At 66.8% G+C, this 15,648-nt stretch carries 13 protein-coding genes; 6 read left to right on the forward strand and 7 right to left on the reverse strand.

Going from position 1 to position 15,648, the window contains the following annotated elements; translation table 11 throughout:
- Window positions 1-193: 193 nt before the first annotated feature.
- Complete coding sequence (locus tag QU595_RS20400; protein ID WP_315925282.1) at window positions 194-1,699, reverse strand: ATP-binding protein; 1,506 nt, start codon at window positions 1,697-1,699, stop codon at window positions 194-196.
- A gap of 222 nt (window positions 1,700-1,921) precedes the next feature.
- On the opposite strand from QU595_RS20400, the gene QU595_RS20405 reads away from it, so the two are divergent.
- From QU595_RS20405 to QU595_RS20425, 5 genes are read left to right on the forward strand one after another with little or no spacing between them, the layout of a single operon-like run.
- A complete protein-coding gene (locus QU595_RS20405; protein WP_315925284.1) occupies window positions 1,922-3,175 on the forward strand; it encodes a sarcosine oxidase subunit beta in 1,254 nt (417 codons plus the stop codon).
- A 9-nt stretch (window positions 3,176-3,184) separates the two neighbouring features.
- Window positions 3,185-3,481 (forward strand): sarcosine oxidase subunit delta, encoded by a 297-nt coding sequence (locus QU595_RS20410; RefSeq protein ID WP_315925286.1) that lies wholly within the window; start codon window positions 3,185-3,187, stop codon window positions 3,479-3,481.
- Complete coding sequence (locus QU595_RS20415; protein ID WP_315925287.1) at window positions 3,478-6,474, forward strand: sarcosine oxidase subunit alpha; 2,997 nt, start codon at window positions 3,478-3,480, stop codon at window positions 6,472-6,474. Before QU595_RS20410 ends, QU595_RS20415 begins: the two co-directional genes overlap by 4 nt.
- Window positions 6,467-7,054: a sarcosine oxidase subunit gamma gene (locus QU595_RS20420; protein WP_315925289.1), complete on the forward strand. Its 588-nt coding sequence runs from the start codon at window positions 6,467-6,469 to the stop codon at window positions 7,052-7,054. Before QU595_RS20415 ends, QU595_RS20420 begins: the two co-directional genes overlap by 8 nt.
- A 56-nt stretch (window positions 7,055-7,110) precedes the next feature.
- On the forward strand, window positions 7,111-7,365 hold the full coding sequence (locus tag QU595_RS20425; RefSeq protein WP_315925291.1) for a hypothetical protein: 255 nt from the start codon (window positions 7,111-7,113) through the stop codon (window positions 7,363-7,365).
- 133 nt (window positions 7,366-7,498) lie between these two features.
- On the opposite strand, the gene QU595_RS20430 is transcribed toward QU595_RS20425, so the two are convergent.
- From QU595_RS20430 to QU595_RS20455, 6 genes are all read right to left on the reverse strand, one after another.
- On the reverse strand, window positions 7,499-7,747 hold the full coding sequence (locus tag QU595_RS20430; protein ID WP_315925293.1) for a DUF680 domain-containing protein: 249 nt from the start codon (window positions 7,745-7,747) through the stop codon (window positions 7,499-7,501).
- Window positions 7,748-8,096: 349 nt separating this feature from the next.
- Window positions 8,097-8,741, reverse strand: a complete 645-nt coding sequence (locus QU595_RS20435; protein ID WP_315925708.1) for a TetR/AcrR family transcriptional regulator — start codon at window positions 8,739-8,741, stop codon at window positions 8,097-8,099.
- 81 nt (window positions 8,742-8,822) lie between these two features.
- Window positions 8,823-9,302 carry a MaoC family dehydratase gene (locus tag QU595_RS20440; RefSeq protein ID WP_315925295.1) on the reverse strand — a complete coding sequence of 160 codons (480 nt, stop codon included), beginning with the start codon at window positions 9,300-9,302 and terminating at the stop codon, window positions 8,823-8,825.
- A 75-nt stretch (window positions 9,303-9,377) separates the two neighbouring features.
- Window positions 9,378-12,506 (reverse strand): efflux RND transporter permease subunit, encoded by a 3,129-nt coding sequence (locus tag QU595_RS20445; RefSeq protein ID WP_315925297.1) that lies wholly within the window; start codon window positions 12,504-12,506, stop codon window positions 9,378-9,380.
- A gap of 13 nt (window positions 12,507-12,519) precedes the next feature.
- Window positions 12,520-13,674, reverse strand: coding sequence for an efflux RND transporter periplasmic adaptor subunit (locus tag QU595_RS20450; RefSeq protein WP_315925299.1), 1,155 nt, complete (start codon window positions 13,672-13,674; stop codon window positions 12,520-12,522).
- Window positions 13,675-13,871: 197 nt separating this feature from the next.
- Window positions 13,872-14,717, reverse strand: a complete 846-nt coding sequence (locus tag QU595_RS20455; RefSeq protein ID WP_410000532.1) for a MurR/RpiR family transcriptional regulator — start codon at window positions 14,715-14,717, stop codon at window positions 13,872-13,874.
- A 122-nt stretch (window positions 14,718-14,839) separates the two neighbouring features.
- On the opposite strand from QU595_RS20455, the gene QU595_RS20460 reads away from it, so the two are divergent.
- On the forward strand, window positions 14,840-15,634 hold the full coding sequence (locus tag QU595_RS20460) for an N-formylglutamate amidohydrolase (RefSeq protein ID WP_315925303.1): 795 nt from the start codon (window positions 14,840-14,842) through the stop codon (window positions 15,632-15,634).
- Window positions 15,635-15,648: the final 14 nt, after the last annotated feature.

The following is a 15,648-nucleotide window of genomic DNA, read 5'->3' on the forward strand; positions in this document are numbered from 1 at the left end:
CCTGTCTCTCGGTTATGGTCGGTGGGCTTGCGGCCATATCCGCACGCCTCCGTGGCGCGATCCCACCACGAATTTTGGCGGCAGATACCAGAATCGGCGTGAGTTGTCGAGAGAAATCAGCGGCTGCGCCGCACTATTTCGGCGAACCGGCCGGCCAGCTTTGCCGTGCCGGAACGGCGCCGGCCGGCGCGGCTCATTCGGCCGCGTCGCGCGCGCCGGTCGCCTCGTCAGGCGCCTCGGGATCGCCGGGTGCCGTCTCGCAGCCGAGATCGGGGAAGGCGAGGATGCGCTTGCCGTGAAAATCGGTGCGCAGCACCAGCAGGCCGTGCTCCTCGAAATAGGTCAGCAGCCGCCGCGCTCGGCGCGGGGAATGGCTGCCGTAGATGCGCGCGAGCGTCGCATCCGAAGGGCAGGGAGCCCCGGCCACCGCCGCTTGCGCCACGACGAGGAAGACGCCCTGCAGGTCGTCCGGCAGCTTTTCCGACATTTCGAGCGCGGCCGACCATGCCTCGCCCTTGGCCGCTTGAGGGTCGACGCCGGCCCGCGCCACGGCGAGCTTGCGGCGGAAGGCCGGCAGCGCCAGCGGCTCTCCGGGCACGCGGCGGATGCGGCAGCGCACGAGGAAGTCCTGATAGAGCACGGCGTCGGTGCGGAAGGCGGCGTCGGCGTCGTCGAGTATGTCGCGCATCACGGCGGCGATGCCGGCCTCGCGTTCAGCCTCGTCGATAATGGCGAAGGACGGCTGCTCCGGCGGCTCGGGCGCTGGCTGCGGCCGCGACAATTGCGCGATCAGGTCGGCGGTCGGGATCGGCGGGGGCGGCGCGCGGCGCACGGGCGCCCGCATTTCCTCGGGGCCGGGCGTGAAGATCAGGTCGCGCGCGTCTTCCGGCGTTTCGGGCAACGGCATCAGCTTCGGGCTGACCGAGCGGGCCGAGGTCTCGACCGGGCCGATGGTGACCGGCAGCGGCCGGCGCGACATGGCCGGGCCGAGCGCCACGAAATGCCCGCGCGCGAGATCGCGGAACATCTCGGCCTGGCGCTTGTCCATGCCGAGCAGGTCGGCCGCACGGGCCATGTCGATGTCCAGGAAGGTGCGGCCCATCAGGAAATTGGAGGCCTCGGCGGCGACGTTCTTGGCGAGCTTGGCCAGGCGCTGCGTGGCGATGACGCCGGCAAGGCCGCGCTTGCGGCCCCGGCACATCAGGTTGGTCATGGCGCCGAGCGAAAGCTTGCGCGCCTCGTCCGAAACCTCGCCAGCCGCCATCGGCGCGAAGAGCTGCGCCTCGTCCACCACCACCAGAACCGGATACCAATGGTCGCGCTCGGCATCGAACATGCCGCCGAGGAAGGCGGCGGCGGCACGCATCTGCTGCTCGACGTCCAGACCTTCCAGATTGAGCACGACGGAGACGCGGTGCTGGCGGATGCGCCCGGCGATGCGGGTCAGCTCGGCCTCGGTGCGCTGGGCGTCGACGACAACATGGCCAAATCTGTCGGCGAGCGTGACGAAATCGCCTTCCGGGTCGATGACGCATTGCTGCACCCACGGCGCGCTCTGCTCCAGCAGGCGGCGCAGAAGATGCGACTTGCCCGAGCCCGAATTGCCTTGCACGAGCAAACGGGTGGCCAGCAATTCCTCGAGATCGAGCAGGGCCGGCTTCCCCGAGGAAACCGCTCCCATCTCTATGTCGACTTTCATCGCAACTCCTTGATGGCACCGTCCTATCACCGTCCGCCGCCGAATCGAACCATGCGCAGCCCGATACCCACAGGAGCGTCTTGCCGGAACGTGGCGCAAAGCGGCAAAGGCCGTCGCAAACAGCGCAAGGGTGACAGGGTGGTTTCGGTAGTGATACACCTCGCGCGCCGGGTTGAGGGAAGGTCCGGCGTTCATCCCGATAGTTTGGCGCGAGGCCAGAACGTGAAGAGATATTCGGTATTCGCCATCGCCCGCGAGGCCATGCGCGGCCATAAGGGCTGGGAGGAGCAATGGTCTTCGCCCGAGCCCAAACAGGAATATGATGTCATCATCATCGGCGCGGGCGGCCATGGCCTGGCGACGGCCTATTATCTCGCCAAGGAGCACGGCATCACCAACGTGGCGGTGCTGGAAAAGGGCTGGCTCGGCGGCGGCAACACCGGCCGCAACACCACCATCATCCGCTCCAACTATCTCTATGACGAATCCGCCGGCATCTACGACCATGCCGTGAAGCTGTGGGACGGGCTCAGCCAGGACCTCAACTACAACGTCATGTATTCGGCGCGCGGCGTGATGATGCTGGCGCACAATGTGCACGACGTGCAGGTGTTCAAGCGCCACATCCATGCCAACCGCCTGAACGGCGTCGACAATGAATGGCTGACGCCGGAGCAGGCCAAGGAATTCTGCCCGCCGCTCAACATCTCCAAGGACGCGCGCTATCCGGTCGTGGGCGCGGCGCTGCAGCGGCGCGGCGGTACGGCGCGCCATGACGCGGTGGCCTGGGGCTATGCCCGCGGCGCCGCGGCGCGGGGCGTGCATATCATCCAGAATTGCGAGGTCACCGGCATCAAGCGCGCGCCGAACGGCGCGGTGGCGGGCGTGGAAACCACGCGCGGCTTCATCGGCGCCAAGAAGATCGGCGTCGTCGCGGCAGGCCATTCCTCGGTGGTCATGGGCATGGCCGACGTGCGCATGCCGCTGGAAAGCTATCCGCTGCAGGCGCTGGTTTCGGAACCGGTCAAGCCGGTGTTCCCTTGCGTCGTGATGTCGAACACGGTGCACGCCTATATCTCGCAGTCCGACAAGGGCGAACTGGTCATCGGCGCCGGCACCGACCAGTACATCTCCTATTCGCAGACGGGCGGACTGCACATCCTCAACCATACGCTCGACGCCATCTGCGAGATGTTCCCCATGTTTACGCGCATGAAGATGCTGCGCTCCTGGGGCGGCATCGTGGACGTGACGCCCGACCGCTCGCCGATCCTGGCCAAGACGCCGGTGAAGGGGCTCTACGTCAATTGCGGTTGGGGCACGGGCGGCTTCAAGGCCACGCCGGGGTCGGGGCACGTCTTCGCCCACACCATCGCCCGCGACGAACCGCATCCGATCAACGCGCCGTTCACGCTGGAGCGCTTCCGCACCGGCCGGCTGATCGATGAAGCGGCGGCCGCCGCAGTTGCGCACTGAGGGACAAAAATGCTTCTGATCCGCTGCCCCTATTGCGAGGAAGAACGTCCGGAACTCGAATTCCGCAATGCCGGCGAGGCGCATGTCGTGCGCTCGGCCCACATCGCCGACGAGAGCGACGACGATTTCGAGAAGTACTTCTTCATCCGCTCCAACCCCAAGGGCATCATCTATGAGCGCTGGCGGCACATCCATGGCTGCGCGCGCTTCTTCAACGCGGTGCGCGATACCGTCACCGACAAGTTCGTCATGACCTACAAGGCCGGCGAGAAGAAGCCGTCGAAACTGCCGGGAGCCGCGAAATGAGCGCCAATTTCCGTGTGCCCAGCGCCGGCAGGCTGAAGAACGCCAAGGCCGTGCGCTTCTCCTTCGACGAAAAGTCCTATTCGGGCGTCGAGGGCGACACGCTGGCCTCGGCGCTATTGGCCAATGGCGTGCATCTGACCGGCCGCTCCTTCAAATACCATCGGCCGCGCGGCATCCTGTCGGCTGGAGCCGAGGAGCCGAACGCACTGGTCGAGATCAGGCGCGACGCGGCGCGCAGGACGCCGAACGTGCGCGCCACGGTGCAGGAGCTCTATGACGGGCTGGTGGCGACCTCGCAGAACCGCTGGCCGTCGCTGTCCTTCGACGTCGGCGCGGTCAACGACCTTGCCTCGCCCTTCTTCTCGGCCGGTTTCTACTACAAGACCTTCATGTGGCCGAAGTCGGCCTGGAAGAACATCTACGAGCCGAACATCCGCGCGGCCGCCGGTCTCGGCGTGGCGCCGGACAAGCCCGATCCGGACCATTATTCCTCGCGTTTCGCCCATTGCGACGTGCTTGTGGCGGGTGGCGGCGCTGCCGGCCTGGCGGCGGCGCTCGCGGCGGCGGAAAGCGGCGCCCGCGTCATTCTGGCCGACGAACAGGCCGAACTGGGCGGCAGCCTGCGCTTCGAAAGCGGCGCGCGCATCGAGGGGCAGGACGGCTGGGCGTGGGCGCAGGACGTGGCCGCACGGCTGAGGGCCATGGACAATGTGCGCGTGCTGACGCGGACGACCGCCTTCGGCTACTACGCCCAGAATTTCGTGGGACTGACCCAGCGCGTGACCGATCACCTCAAGTCGCCCGGCGGCGAACTGCCGCGCGAGCGGCTGTGGCAGGTGCGCGCCAAGCGCGTGGTGCTGGCCACCGGCGCCATCGAGCGGCACATGGTGTTCGCCGACAACGACCGGCCGGGCATCATGCTGGCGTCGGCCGCGCGCACCTTTCTCAACCATTACGGCGTCGCCGTCGGCCGCAATGTCGGCATCTACACGGCCAATGATTCCGCCTATGCGGCCGCCATCGACCTGAAGAAGGCCGGCGTCAACATCGCGGCGATCGTGGATCTGCGCGACAATCCGGCCGGCGAGGCGATCGACCAGGCGCGGGCTCTCGGCATCGAGATCCATGACGGGCGCGCGGTGATCGGCGTGGGCGGCAGGCTCAGGATCTCGTCCATGACCGTGCAGTCCAAGGCAGGCGGCAAGAACCGGCGCACGATCCCCGTCGATGCGCTCTTGATGTCCGCCGGCTGGACGCCTTCGGTGCATCTGTTCTCGCAATCGCGCGGCAAGGTCGCCTTCAACGAGGAAACGCGGCGTTTCGTGCCGGGCACCTATGCGCAGGATTGCGTTTCCGTCGGCGCCTGCAACGGCACGGACGGCTTGGCGGCCTCCATCGACGAAGCCTATGCGGCAGGCGCAAAAGCGGCGAAGGAAGCGGGTGGCAAGGCTGCCAAGTCGGCCAAGCCGAAGGTCGAGGCCGGCGAAAACTGGTCGCGCGGCATGCTGGGCTCTGCGCCGGGCGCCGGACCGGATACAACGGTGAAGGCGTTCGTGGATTTCCAGAACGACGTCACCGCCAAGGACATCCGCCAGGCCGTGCGCGAGGGCATGCGCTCCATCGAGCATGTCAAGCGCTTCACCACCAACGGCATGGCCACCGACCAGGGCAAGACCTCCAACCTGCACGGATTGGCGATCGCCGCCGATACGCTCGGCAAGCCGATCCCGCAGGTGGGCCTGACCACTTTCCGCGCGCCCTATACGCCGGTGACCTTCGGCGCCATCGTCAACCATTCGCGCGGCGCGCTGTTCGACCCGACCCGGCGCACCGCGATCCACCCCTGGGCGCAAGCGCAGGGCGCGGTGTTCGAGGACGTCGGACAATGGAAGCGCGCCTGGTATTTCCCGCGCGCCGGCGAGGACATGCATGCTGCCGTCAATCGCGAATGCGTGACGGTGCGCAAGGCGGCCGGCCTGTTCGACGCCTCCACGCTCGGCAAGATCGAGGTGGTGGGCCCGGACGCCGCGCGATTCATGGAACTGCTCTACACCAACCCATGGCAGAAGCTGGAGGTCGGCCGCTGCCGCTACGGCGTGATGCTGCGCGAGGACGGCTTCATCTATGACGACGGCGTCGTCGGCCGGCTGGCGGAAGACCGCTTCCACGTCACCACGACCACGGGCGGCGCACCGCGCGTGATGAACCACATGGAGGATTATCTCCAGACCGAGTTTCCCGACCTCAAGGTGTGGCTGACCTCCACAACCGAGCAATGGGCGGTCATCGCGGTGCAGGGTCCCAAGAGCCGTGACATCATCGCGCCGCTGGTCGAGGGCATCGATCTTTCCGACGCGGCGCTGCCGCATATGTCGGTGCGCGAAGGCAGGATCTGCGGCGTGCCGACCAGGCTGTTCCGCATGTCCTTCTCGGGCGAGCGTGGCTTCGAGGTCAACGTGCCGGCCGATCACGGGCAGGCGGTGTGGGAAGCGCTGTGGGCGGAGGGCCAGAAGCACGGCGCCTGCGCCTACGGCACGGAAACCATGCACGTGCTGCGCGCCGAAAAGGGCTACATCATCGTCGGCCAGGATACGGACGGCACGGTGACGATGAACGACGCCGGACTGGACTGGGCCGTGGGCAAGAAGAAGGCCGATTTCGTCGGCATTCGGGGCATGAAGCGGCCGGATCTCGTCGCCAAGGGCCGCAGGCAACTCGTCGGCCTGAAGACCCGGGACCCGAAGGTGGTTCTGGAAGAAGGCGCGCAGGTCGTGGAAGACCCGAAGCAGCCGGTCCCGATGAAGATGATCGGCCACGTCACCTCCAGCTATTGGTCGGAAAACTGCGGCCGTTCGATCGCCCTGGCGCTGGTGGCGGGCGGGCGCGACCGCATGGGCCAGACGCTGTACGTGCCGATGCCCGATGGCGTGATCGAGGTGGAGGTGACGGGCACGGTGTTCTTCGACGAGAAGGGGGAGCGTCTCAATGGCTAAGGCTGGGGTTAAGGCTGCCGTGACAGCCGTTTCGCAATCGACGGCCGAGCGCCGCCCGGCTTTGGCGGGGCGCGAAGCTTCCGCGACCGATGTGAAAGTGGCGGCGCTGCCGCCGGCCGAGCGCATCTCGCTGCGCGCGCCGGAGGAATCGGTCGCCTCGCTGTCGCGCGCGCTCGGCGTCACCCTGCCCAAGTCTCCGAAAACGTCGGCGACGAAGAATGGGCGCACGGCACTCTGGCTCGGTCCCGACGAATGGCTGGTCATCGACGAGGCCGGCGCCGACCCGCTTGGCGATTGCGCGAAGGCCAAGGGGCTGCATTCGGCGGTCGGCATCTCGCACCGCAACGTGGCGATTTCCGTGACCGGACCGGCGGCCGAGGCCTGTATAAGCGCCGGATGCCCGCAGGACCTGTCGCTGGCGGCGTTCCCGGTCGGCGCCTGTTCACGCACGGTGTTGGGCAAGGTCGAGATCGTGCTGCTGCGCACGGCGGAAGATGCTTTCCGGGTGGAGTGCTGGCGTTCCTTCTCGGACTATGTCTTTACTTTCCTGACGGAGGCCGCGCGGGACGCCGCAGCCTGACGCGGAACCTTCCCCGACCTGCGCCGTTGGCGCGTGGAGAACGAGGGAGACGTTTCATGGCAGGCCCATTCAAACCAGGCCTTTCCGAATCCGGCCAGAAAGCCAAGCCGAAGAAGTCGTCGGCCGTGCGTTCGCTGGAGCAGCAGCGGCACGCACAGGACATGGAAGAGGAACTGGACGAGGGGCTGGAGGACACTTTTCCGGCCAGCGATCCGGTTTCGGTCACCGGAACCGCCATCCCGGGCGGTCCGGCAAAGCCCGGCAAGTCAAAGACCGTAGCCGGGCAGAAGCCGAAGAAGCAGCCGAAATAGCGCCTCATCCTGCGGCCAACCGGGCGGAGACGAAGGCCGGACGTTGCACAGTCCGGCCCCGGGGATGGCCAGGCCGACATATAGGCGGCCCAAACGGCGCGCCGCATGCAGGCGCCGGTTCCGGCAATACCCGTCAGAAGCCGCTCGGCATGACCCAGGGATTGATGTCGATGCCGAGGCGTGGCTTGCCGGCGGCTTCCCGGTCGCCCGGCGCCTTTATGCCGGCCGGAGCGATGGTCCCGGTCGATTTGCAGTCGAGCTTGACGGAGTTGTGGGTGCAGGTGGCGGGGGCTTGCGCCTGAACCGCCTTTGCGTGTCCGCAGGCCGAGGCGCTGCCGGACAAAGCGGTCAATGCGGCGAGAGCAAGAGCGATCTTCCTCATGGGGAGTCTCCGTTGTGGAGTTTGGAAATACGCCGTACGCGTACGCAACTACGTCCATGTACGCCTTCATTTTGCGCCGCACAAGATGAAATCGTACATGTACGAGAATAATTCGGCGCCAGACCCGCGAGATCGTCCGTCAGCCGATCACCGCATTCTCGATCTGGTAGGCTGCTGATGCGAACAGCGCCGCAAGGGCTCCGCACCTCGGGGCGAGAACCGGCAATCCGATGCCTAAAAAATGGAGAAGTTTTGACGCATCCGGCGGTTGCGCACAATCGCTTCCAGGCTCAGCCAAAAGGCGGATGCGGAGTAGCGATGGGGGAATTGCGGGTGGTGCCGAAGGTTCTCAGCAGCGCGAAGATTGATCGGCCAGAGGCTGAACGTCCAGGCTGGACAGCGAGGCGAGGCTGAACTCGCACATTCTCCGCACAAAGGCTTCGACATCGCCGAACGGATAGTCCGGAAAGGTAATCAGCAGCGAGATCGTGCCGTGCCCGACCGTCCACAGCATCGTGGCGATGGCATGCGGATCGCCCTTCAGCTTGCCGGCGGCGACGCAGGCCTCGACGCGTTCGATCAGCGCCTTCATGGCAGGGTTGCCTTCCGGCGCCTCCGCGACGGTCGTTCCGGCCGGCGGCTTCGACTTCTCGGTCATGAAAACGATGCGGTACTCGTTCGGATTGCCGAGGCCGAAGGCGGCGTATTCCACCATCACCGCCTTCAGCGCCTCGATCGGATCGTCGGAGCGGTTTTCCTCGATGCGCCGGGCCAGCGTGCGGAAGGCGTCCTCGGCCAGCGCGACCAGGATCTCCTGCTTGTCGGCGAAATAGGAATAGACCGACATGGGCGCGTAGCCGACCCGGTTGGCCAGCTTGCGGATCGTCAGGCCCTCATAGCCCTCTTCCTGCACGAGCTTGTGCGCGGCGGCGATGAGTTCGGACCGCAACGCCGTCCTGTGCTGTTCTCGGCGAGCCTGCGCGGTGAGCGGCAATCCCGTCGCCTCCTGCTGTCCGGTTGTCGACAATATATACGCCGTACGGGACGCGGCAAGCCGTCTCGACCGCGCGGCGGATCAGGCGTCCTGCGCCTCAGGCTCGACGAAGGTCAGGGTGAGCCAGCGCGCGGTGAGCGCGGGCTTCGCCGATCCTTCGATCTCGATGGTGACGTCCTGCGTCATCTGCACCCAGCCGGAGGGGCGCGCCTTGACGTCGGCGAGCACGAAGCGGGCGCGAATGCGGGAGCCGGTCTTGACCGGGGCCAGGAAGCGGACCTGGTCGAAACCATGGTTGACGCCCATCTTTGCCTTCTCGATCGGCGGCAAGGTCTCGAAAGCCAATGTCGAAAGCAGCGACAGCGTGAGGAAGCCATGCGCGATGGTGCCGCCGAAAGGCGTTTCGCGCGCCGCGCGCTCCGGGTCGCAATGGATGAACTGGTGATCGTCTGTGGCATCGCCGAACAGGTCGATCATATGCTGGGTGACGGTGCGCCAGGGCGAGGCGCCGATCTCCTTGCCGGCATTCGCAAGCAATGTCTCGAGGCTGATGGGCTGCATTCGACTGTTCCCGCGTGAAACTGTGGCCGCATGTGGCTTAAGCGGCAACTATTGGATCGCGGGGCCCACGTCAAATCACTCGGCCGGCTCTACGTTGACGTAGGCTGCTTCCTCCAGTTCGCGCTTCAGCCTCGCTTCCTCGTGGACCTTCGGCGTGACGAAGCGGCCGAGCAGCAGATAGGCGACCGGGGTGAGGAACAGGGTCGAGACGGTCGCCAGCCCCAGCCCGCCGACGATCACCCAGCCGAGCGCGATGCGCGCTTCCGCGCCGGCGCCGCTCGCCAGAACCAGCGGCACGCCGCCGAGCACGGTGCAGATCATGGTCATCATGACCGGGCGCAGGCGGATGTTGGCGGCTTCCTCGATCGCCTCGCGCACGTCCATCCCGCGATCGCGCAACTGGTTGGCGAATTCCACGATCAGGATGCCGTTCTTGGCCATGACGCCGACCAGCAGCACAAGCCCGATCTGCGAATAGGCGTTCAGGCTGGTGCCTGTCAGGATCAGCGCGAAGATGGCGCAGGCCAGTCCCAGCGGCACGGTCGCCATGATGATGACGGCCGAGACGAAGCTCTCGAATTGCGCGGCCAGCACCAGCAGGATGATGACCAGCGCGAAGCCGAAGATGGTGACCATGCCGCTGTTGGTCTCGCCGAGCGTGGCGGCCTCGGCCAGCGGCACGACGCGCGCGCCGGGCGGCAGCAGCGGTGCCGCGATCTCCTGGGCGCGGGCCAGCGCGTTGCCGAGCGCGAACTCGCCGCCGAGATTGGTGGTGATGCCGACGGAGGGCTGCCGCTGCTCGCGCGTCAGCGAAGGCGGCACCGCCCGCTCGGTCAGCGTGGCGATGGTCGACATCGGCACGTAGCGGCCGTCCTGCGTCTTGAGGAAGACGTTTTCCAGATCGGTCGGGTCGTTGATCGGGTTGGTGGTGGAGACGAGCTTCACGCCATAGGCACGGTCGGCGATGTAGACGTCGCCGATGTCGTTTCCGTCCAGCATCGCCTGGAGAGTGTTTGCAAGACCGCTGATATCGATGCCGAGGTCCGAGGCGCGCTCGCGGTCGATGGCGACCGAAAGCTGCGGCTGGGTCGGGTCCACAGTCAGGCGCGGCTGGACGAAGCGCGGATCGTTGCGCATCTCGTCGATGATCTTGTCGGCGGCCTCGCCCAGCGCCTTGCGGTCGTTGCCCACCAGCGCGAATTGCAGGCCGTTGCCGGCGCCGCGGATGCCCAGGCTGTTGGGCTGGATCGGGAAGATGCGCAGGCTCGGTATGTCCTTCGCCATGTCCGCGATCTGGGCCATGATCTGTTGCTGGCTGCGGGTCCGGTTCTCCCACGGCGCCAGCGTCATCACCATGAAGCCGGTGTTGTAGGCGCCGTTGTTGCCGGCGCTTTCGAAGGTGCTCTCGATCTCGCCGGAATCGCGCAGCGGCTGGATCATCTGCTCGATGCGGCGCATCTGCGAGGCCGTGTAATCGAGGCTCACGCCCTGCGGCGCGTTGATGCGCAGCAGCACCGCCGAGCGGTCCTCGGTCGGCGTGAGTTCCTGGCGGATGCCGGTGAACATGGCGAAAGCCGTGCCGGCAAACAGCAACGCCACCAGCACCACGATCCAGGGCGCGCCCAGGCAGGCATGCAGGCAACGGCGATAGAGGCCGCCAAGGGTCGCGCCGATGCGGCGGCCGATGCCGTTTCCGCCCTCATGGTGGACGGTCGCGCCCGACAGCATGCGGGAGGCCAGCATTGGGCAGAGCGTCAACGCCACCACGCAGGACAACAGCACGGACATGGCCAGCACGAAGCCGAACTCACGGAACAGGCCGCCGGTCTGGCCCGGAAGGAAGGAGATCGGCACGAAGACGGCGGTAAGCGTCGCGGTGGTGGCGATGACGGCGAAGAACACCTCGTCGGTGCCCAGCACCGCGGCGGCCCGCGGGCCTATGCCCTCGTTGCGGCGGCGCACGACGTTTTCCAGCACCACGATGGCGTCGTCCACCACGAGGCCGGTGGCCAGCACCAGCGCCAGAAGCGTGAGGATGTTGATGGAGAAGCCGGCAAGCCAGATCGCCGCGATTGTGCCGATCATCGCCACCGGCATGGAAAGGCCGGGGATGAGCGTGGCGCGCCAGTCCAGCAGGAAGGCGTAGATGACGACGAGCACGATCGACACCGCCAGGACCAGCGCGATCTCGACCTCGTGGACGGCGCCGTTGATGAAGACGGCGTCGTCGCTGGTCACCTTGATCGACATGCCCTGCGGCAGTTCCTTCTGCAGCCGCTCGACCGCTGCGCGCACGCCGGTGGAAATGTCCAGCGTGTTGGATTCGGCCGCGCGCACGATGCCGATGCCGATGCCGGTCTTGCCGTCCGAGCGCAGCGTGGACTGGCCGATGTCGGGGCCCATGGTGACGGTGGCGACGTCGCGGATATGCGTGTCGCCGCCGATGACGATGTTCTCGAACGCCTCCGGGGTGTTCACGTCGGCGGTGGTGCGAACCACGAGGTTCTGGTTGGTGGTGTTGATCGAGCCCGCCGGCGTATCGAAGGCGACGGTGGCGAGCGCGTTGCGCAGGTCGGCCACGGTGTAGCCGAGGCTGGCCAGCCGCGCCTGGTTGACGTCGATGCGGAATATCTTCTCGCGGTCGCCGTAGACCTGCACGTCGGCGACGCCCGGCACCGAGGCCAGCGTGTCCTCGATCTGGTCCTCCACGACGGTCGTCATATCCTCCACCGCCATGGAATCGGAGGTCACGGCCAGCCGCATGACGGGGTCGGAATTGGCGTCTGCCTTGACGATGCGGGCAGGGTCGGCTTCGTCCGGCATTTGCGCGGTGACGCGGCCGACGGCGTCGCGCACGTCGGAGGCGGCGACATTGAGGTCCACGCCGTCGTTGAATTCGATGGTGACGCGGCTGCGGCCGTAGGATGAGGTGGAGGAGATCGACTTCACGCCGGAGACGCGGGCGACCGCGCCCTCGATGACGTCTGTGACCTCGCGGTCGACCGTCTCTGCGGCCGCGCCCTTGAAGTCGGTGCTGACGGTGATGACGGCACGGTCCACATCTGGCAGTTCGCGGATCTCGACGCCGTAGAAGGCCGCAAGGCCGGCCACGGCGATCAGCGTGTTCAGCACCAGGGCCAGGATCGGGCGGCGGATGAACAGGGCGGTGAAGCCGGCCTCGCCGTTCTTGCTGGTGTCGGTCATCGGGCCGGCCCGGTCACGAACCGGCAGGGGTGCCGGCGGGGCGGGCCGCGCCGGTGCGCGCGACCATCACGTCGCCGCCGTCACGCACGCTCTGCACGCCTTCCGTCACCACGATGTCGCCGCTGTCGATCTCGGCATCGACCAGAACCGTCTCGGTGTTGCGCTGGATGATGCGCACCGGCACGCGCCTGGCCTTGCCGTCCTCCACGGCCCAGACGAAGGCGCCGTCGCCGCCCCATTGCACCGCCAGCGGGCTGACGGCCGGATAGGTGTCGCCCGGGAACTTCATGACGATCTGGAACGACATGCCGGCGCGCAGCGAATCAGCGGGATTGGCGATGGTGGCCTGCACCCACAGCGTGCGGCTCTTGTCGTCGATGCGGTTGTCGATGGCCGTCACCGTGCCTTCGTAGGAATTCCTGGGGTTCGCGGTCGGCGTCGCGGTCAGCGTCGAACCGATGCGGATGGAAGACGCGAAACGCTCCGGCACCCAGAAATCGACCAGGATCGAGGAGCGGTCGTCCACGGTGGCGATGGAGGTCTGGGTGGTGACGTAGTTGCCGGCCTCGATCGGCAATATGCCGACCACGCCGGAAATCGGAGAGGTCACCGAACGCCTGTCGAGCGCCACTTGCGCGTCGTGCACCGAAAGCTCGGCGTTGCGCAGTTCCAGTTCGGCATCGGTGAGCTGCACGGCGGTCGCTGCGTTGGAGGAGCGGAGCGCGCGGATGCGGTCCACCTTGGCCTTGGCGTCGTCGCGCTGCGCCTTGGCGCGTTCGAGCGCGATCTCCTCGGTTTCGGAGTCCAGCCTGGCGATGACCTGGCCGGCCTTGATGCGCGCGCCGGACGCCACATCGAACTCGACCAGGCGGCCGGCCGTATAGGGATTGACCGACACGGTCGCCTTGGCGCGCCCGGTGCCGATGGCCTGCAGGCGGTCGTTGACGGTGGCGGAGGTCACGGGTGCCGCCACGACCGTAGCCTGGCGCGGGGCGGAACCAGCCTGCGCGGCGTTCCTGGCGTCGTCGGTCCGAGGCGTGGAAGCCACGGCCCAGTCGATGCCCCAGCGCTCGAGGATCTCGGGCGCGCCGGGGAAGAAGCGGACCCAGGCGGCGGTCGCTATCACCAGAACCACGGCGGCGATGAGAATTTGTTTCCAGGCGGCCATCGGCACTCCGGTCAGCGTAAAAGGTCGTCCACCGGAACCTCCCGTCCGGGGCAGGCGAAGCGACACCCTGACATGCACGAAACGGCGTCTTGTCCGGCCTATATGGCAACTTAGAGACGCCGACGCACATTAAATCTCGGTAAGGTTGCCTGCAAGCCGCTGGTTTATTTCCCGACCCGGCAAGCCGGCATGCGCGACTATCGCAGGTTCTCCATCTCGCGGATGCGTTCGGCGCTTTCGGTTTCCAGCCGCGAGGTGACGGCCCCGATCAGCGTCTCGGCGACCGCGAACAGGGCCGTCGAGGAATCCCAGGCCGAAGGCACCGCCGTGCGGCCGGCGATGACGTGGCGGGCGAAACGGGCGATCGGCGACAGCCACTGGTCGGTGAAGAGCACGATCTGCACGCCGCGCTCGTGCGCCTTCTCGGCAAAGCGCAGCAGGCTTTCCTGATAGCGGCGGATATCGAAGATCAGCAGCACGTCGCGCTTGCCCATGTCGATCAGACGGTCGCGCCACATGCTTTCCTGGCCGGCGAGATGGAACACGTTTGGCCGCACGATGGTCAGGTGCGCCGTCATGTAGCGCGCCAGCGGGTCGGTGAAGCGGCCGCCCATCAGGAGCATGTGGCCGCGGCGGTCGGCGAGTTTGTCGACGATCTCGGTGAACTGGCGCTCGGAGATATAGCGGAACGTCTCGCGCAGGTTCTCCATCGTCGCCTCCAGCATGGCCGGTACGGGACCGCCCGCAGGCGAGGGGGGATTGTGGGTGCGCGAGGCCGGCGACTGCAGTTGCGCGGCCAGTTCGTCCTGCAGGGCGGACTGGAAATCGGGATAGTTCTGGAAGCCGAGGCGGGCGACGAAGCGCAGGATCGTCGGCGAGGACACGCCCGCGGCCTGCGAGAATTCGGCCACCGTCTTCAGCCCGACCAGCGGGTAGTTGGCGACCAGCGCCTGGGCGGCGCGGCGCTCGCCCGTCGGCATGGTTTCGATCCGCTCGGCGATCAGTTCCGCAACGCTGGCGCTCATTGTTCCCCGCTCCCGCACGGCCGCTTGAGCGGCTCTTCAGAACACATTTGACAAACTCCGCGAAAATGTATGAAATCATCCAAACGAGCGCAATGAAACAAAATACGTATCAAAAGATACGCGCTCGAGGGGAAGGTTCGATGGGGGAACAGCGCCGGCCAGGCCATGTAGAGGCGGATTCCGTGAGGGTGACGAACCCCGGCGGAAAGGGCGCCTATGTGCTGACCTGCGACCACGCCTCGAATTTCCTGCCGCCTGAATATGGTACGCTCGGCTTGCCCGAGAGCGAACTGGGCCGTCATATCGCCTGGGACCCCGGCGCGCTGCCGGTTGCCCGCCGCATGGCGGAGATGCTCGACGCGGTCCTGATCGAGACCTGTCTGTCGCGCCTGGTGCTGGACTGCAACCGTGCGCTGGACGCGCCGGGCCTGATCCCGACGGTCAGCGAAACGACGCGGATTCCCGGCAATGCCGCCCTGTCGGCCGCCGAGCGCGAGGCGCGCATCGCCCGCTGCTGGCGGCCCTTCCACGAAGTCGTCGACAGTGTGATCCGCGACCGCCTTGCCGCCGGACTGGAGACGCGGCTGGTCTCCGTGCATTCCTTTACCCCTGTCTACAAGGATGTGGGGCGTCCCTGGCATGTCGGTATCATCCATGACGATGATGAACGGCTGGCGGCGCCGCTGGTTGCGGCGCTGAAGCGATCCGACGGCATCGTTGTGGGGGCCAACGAGCCCTATTCGCCGGCAGACGGCGTCTATTTCACGCTGGAGAAGCATGCGCGCTCGCGCGGCCTGCCCTGCGCGATGATCGAAATCCGCAACGACGAGATCGGCGACGTAGCCGGCCAGGCCGCCTGGGCGGGACGGCTGGCGGTCGCGCTCGCCGGCATAGGGAAACTCGCGAAGCCGGCCGGGGAAGCCGGCCCCGCATAGGAGCCAGAGGGGAG

It is taken from the genome of Mesorhizobium sp. SP-1A, assembly GCF_032460275.1.
In the GTDB taxonomy this organism is placed as follows: Bacteria; Pseudomonadota; Alphaproteobacteria; order Rhizobiales; family Rhizobiaceae; genus Mesorhizobium.

Bases quoted from the DNA above. Each gene is read 5' to 3' on its own strand.
- QU595_RS20400 (WP_315925282.1), bottom strand. From the start codon at position 1,699: ATGAAAGTCGACATAGAGATGGGAGCGGTTTCCTCGGGGAAGCCGGCC.
- QU595_RS20410 (WP_315925286.1), top strand. From the start codon at position 3,185: ATGCTTCTGATCCGCTGCCCCTATTGCGAGGAAGAACGTCCGGAACTC.
- QU595_RS20415 (WP_315925287.1), top strand. From the start codon at position 3,478: ATGAGCGCCAATTTCCGTGTGCCCAGCGCCGGCAGGCTGAAGAACGCC.
- QU595_RS20420 (WP_315925289.1), top strand. From the start codon at position 6,467: ATGGCTAAGGCTGGGGTTAAGGCTGCCGTGACAGCCGTTTCGCAATCG.
- QU595_RS20425 (WP_315925291.1), top strand. From the start codon at position 7,111: ATGGCAGGCCCATTCAAACCAGGCCTTTCCGAATCCGGCCAGAAAGCC.
- QU595_RS20430 (WP_315925293.1), bottom strand. From the start codon at position 7,747: ATGAGGAAGATCGCTCTTGCTCTCGCCGCATTGACCGCTTTGTCCGGC.
- QU595_RS20440 (WP_315925295.1), bottom strand. From the start codon at position 9,302: ATGCAGCCCATCAGCCTCGAGACATTGCTTGCGAATGCCGGCAAGGAG.
- QU595_RS20445 (WP_315925297.1), bottom strand. From the start codon at position 12,506: ATGACCGACACCAGCAAGAACGGCGAGGCCGGCTTCACCGCCCTGTTC.
- QU595_RS20450 (WP_315925299.1), bottom strand. From the start codon at position 13,674: ATGGCCGCCTGGAAACAAATTCTCATCGCCGCCGTGGTTCTGGTGATA.
- QU595_RS20460 (WP_315925303.1), top strand. From the start codon at position 14,840: ATGGGGGAACAGCGCCGGCCAGGCCATGTAGAGGCGGATTCCGTGAGG.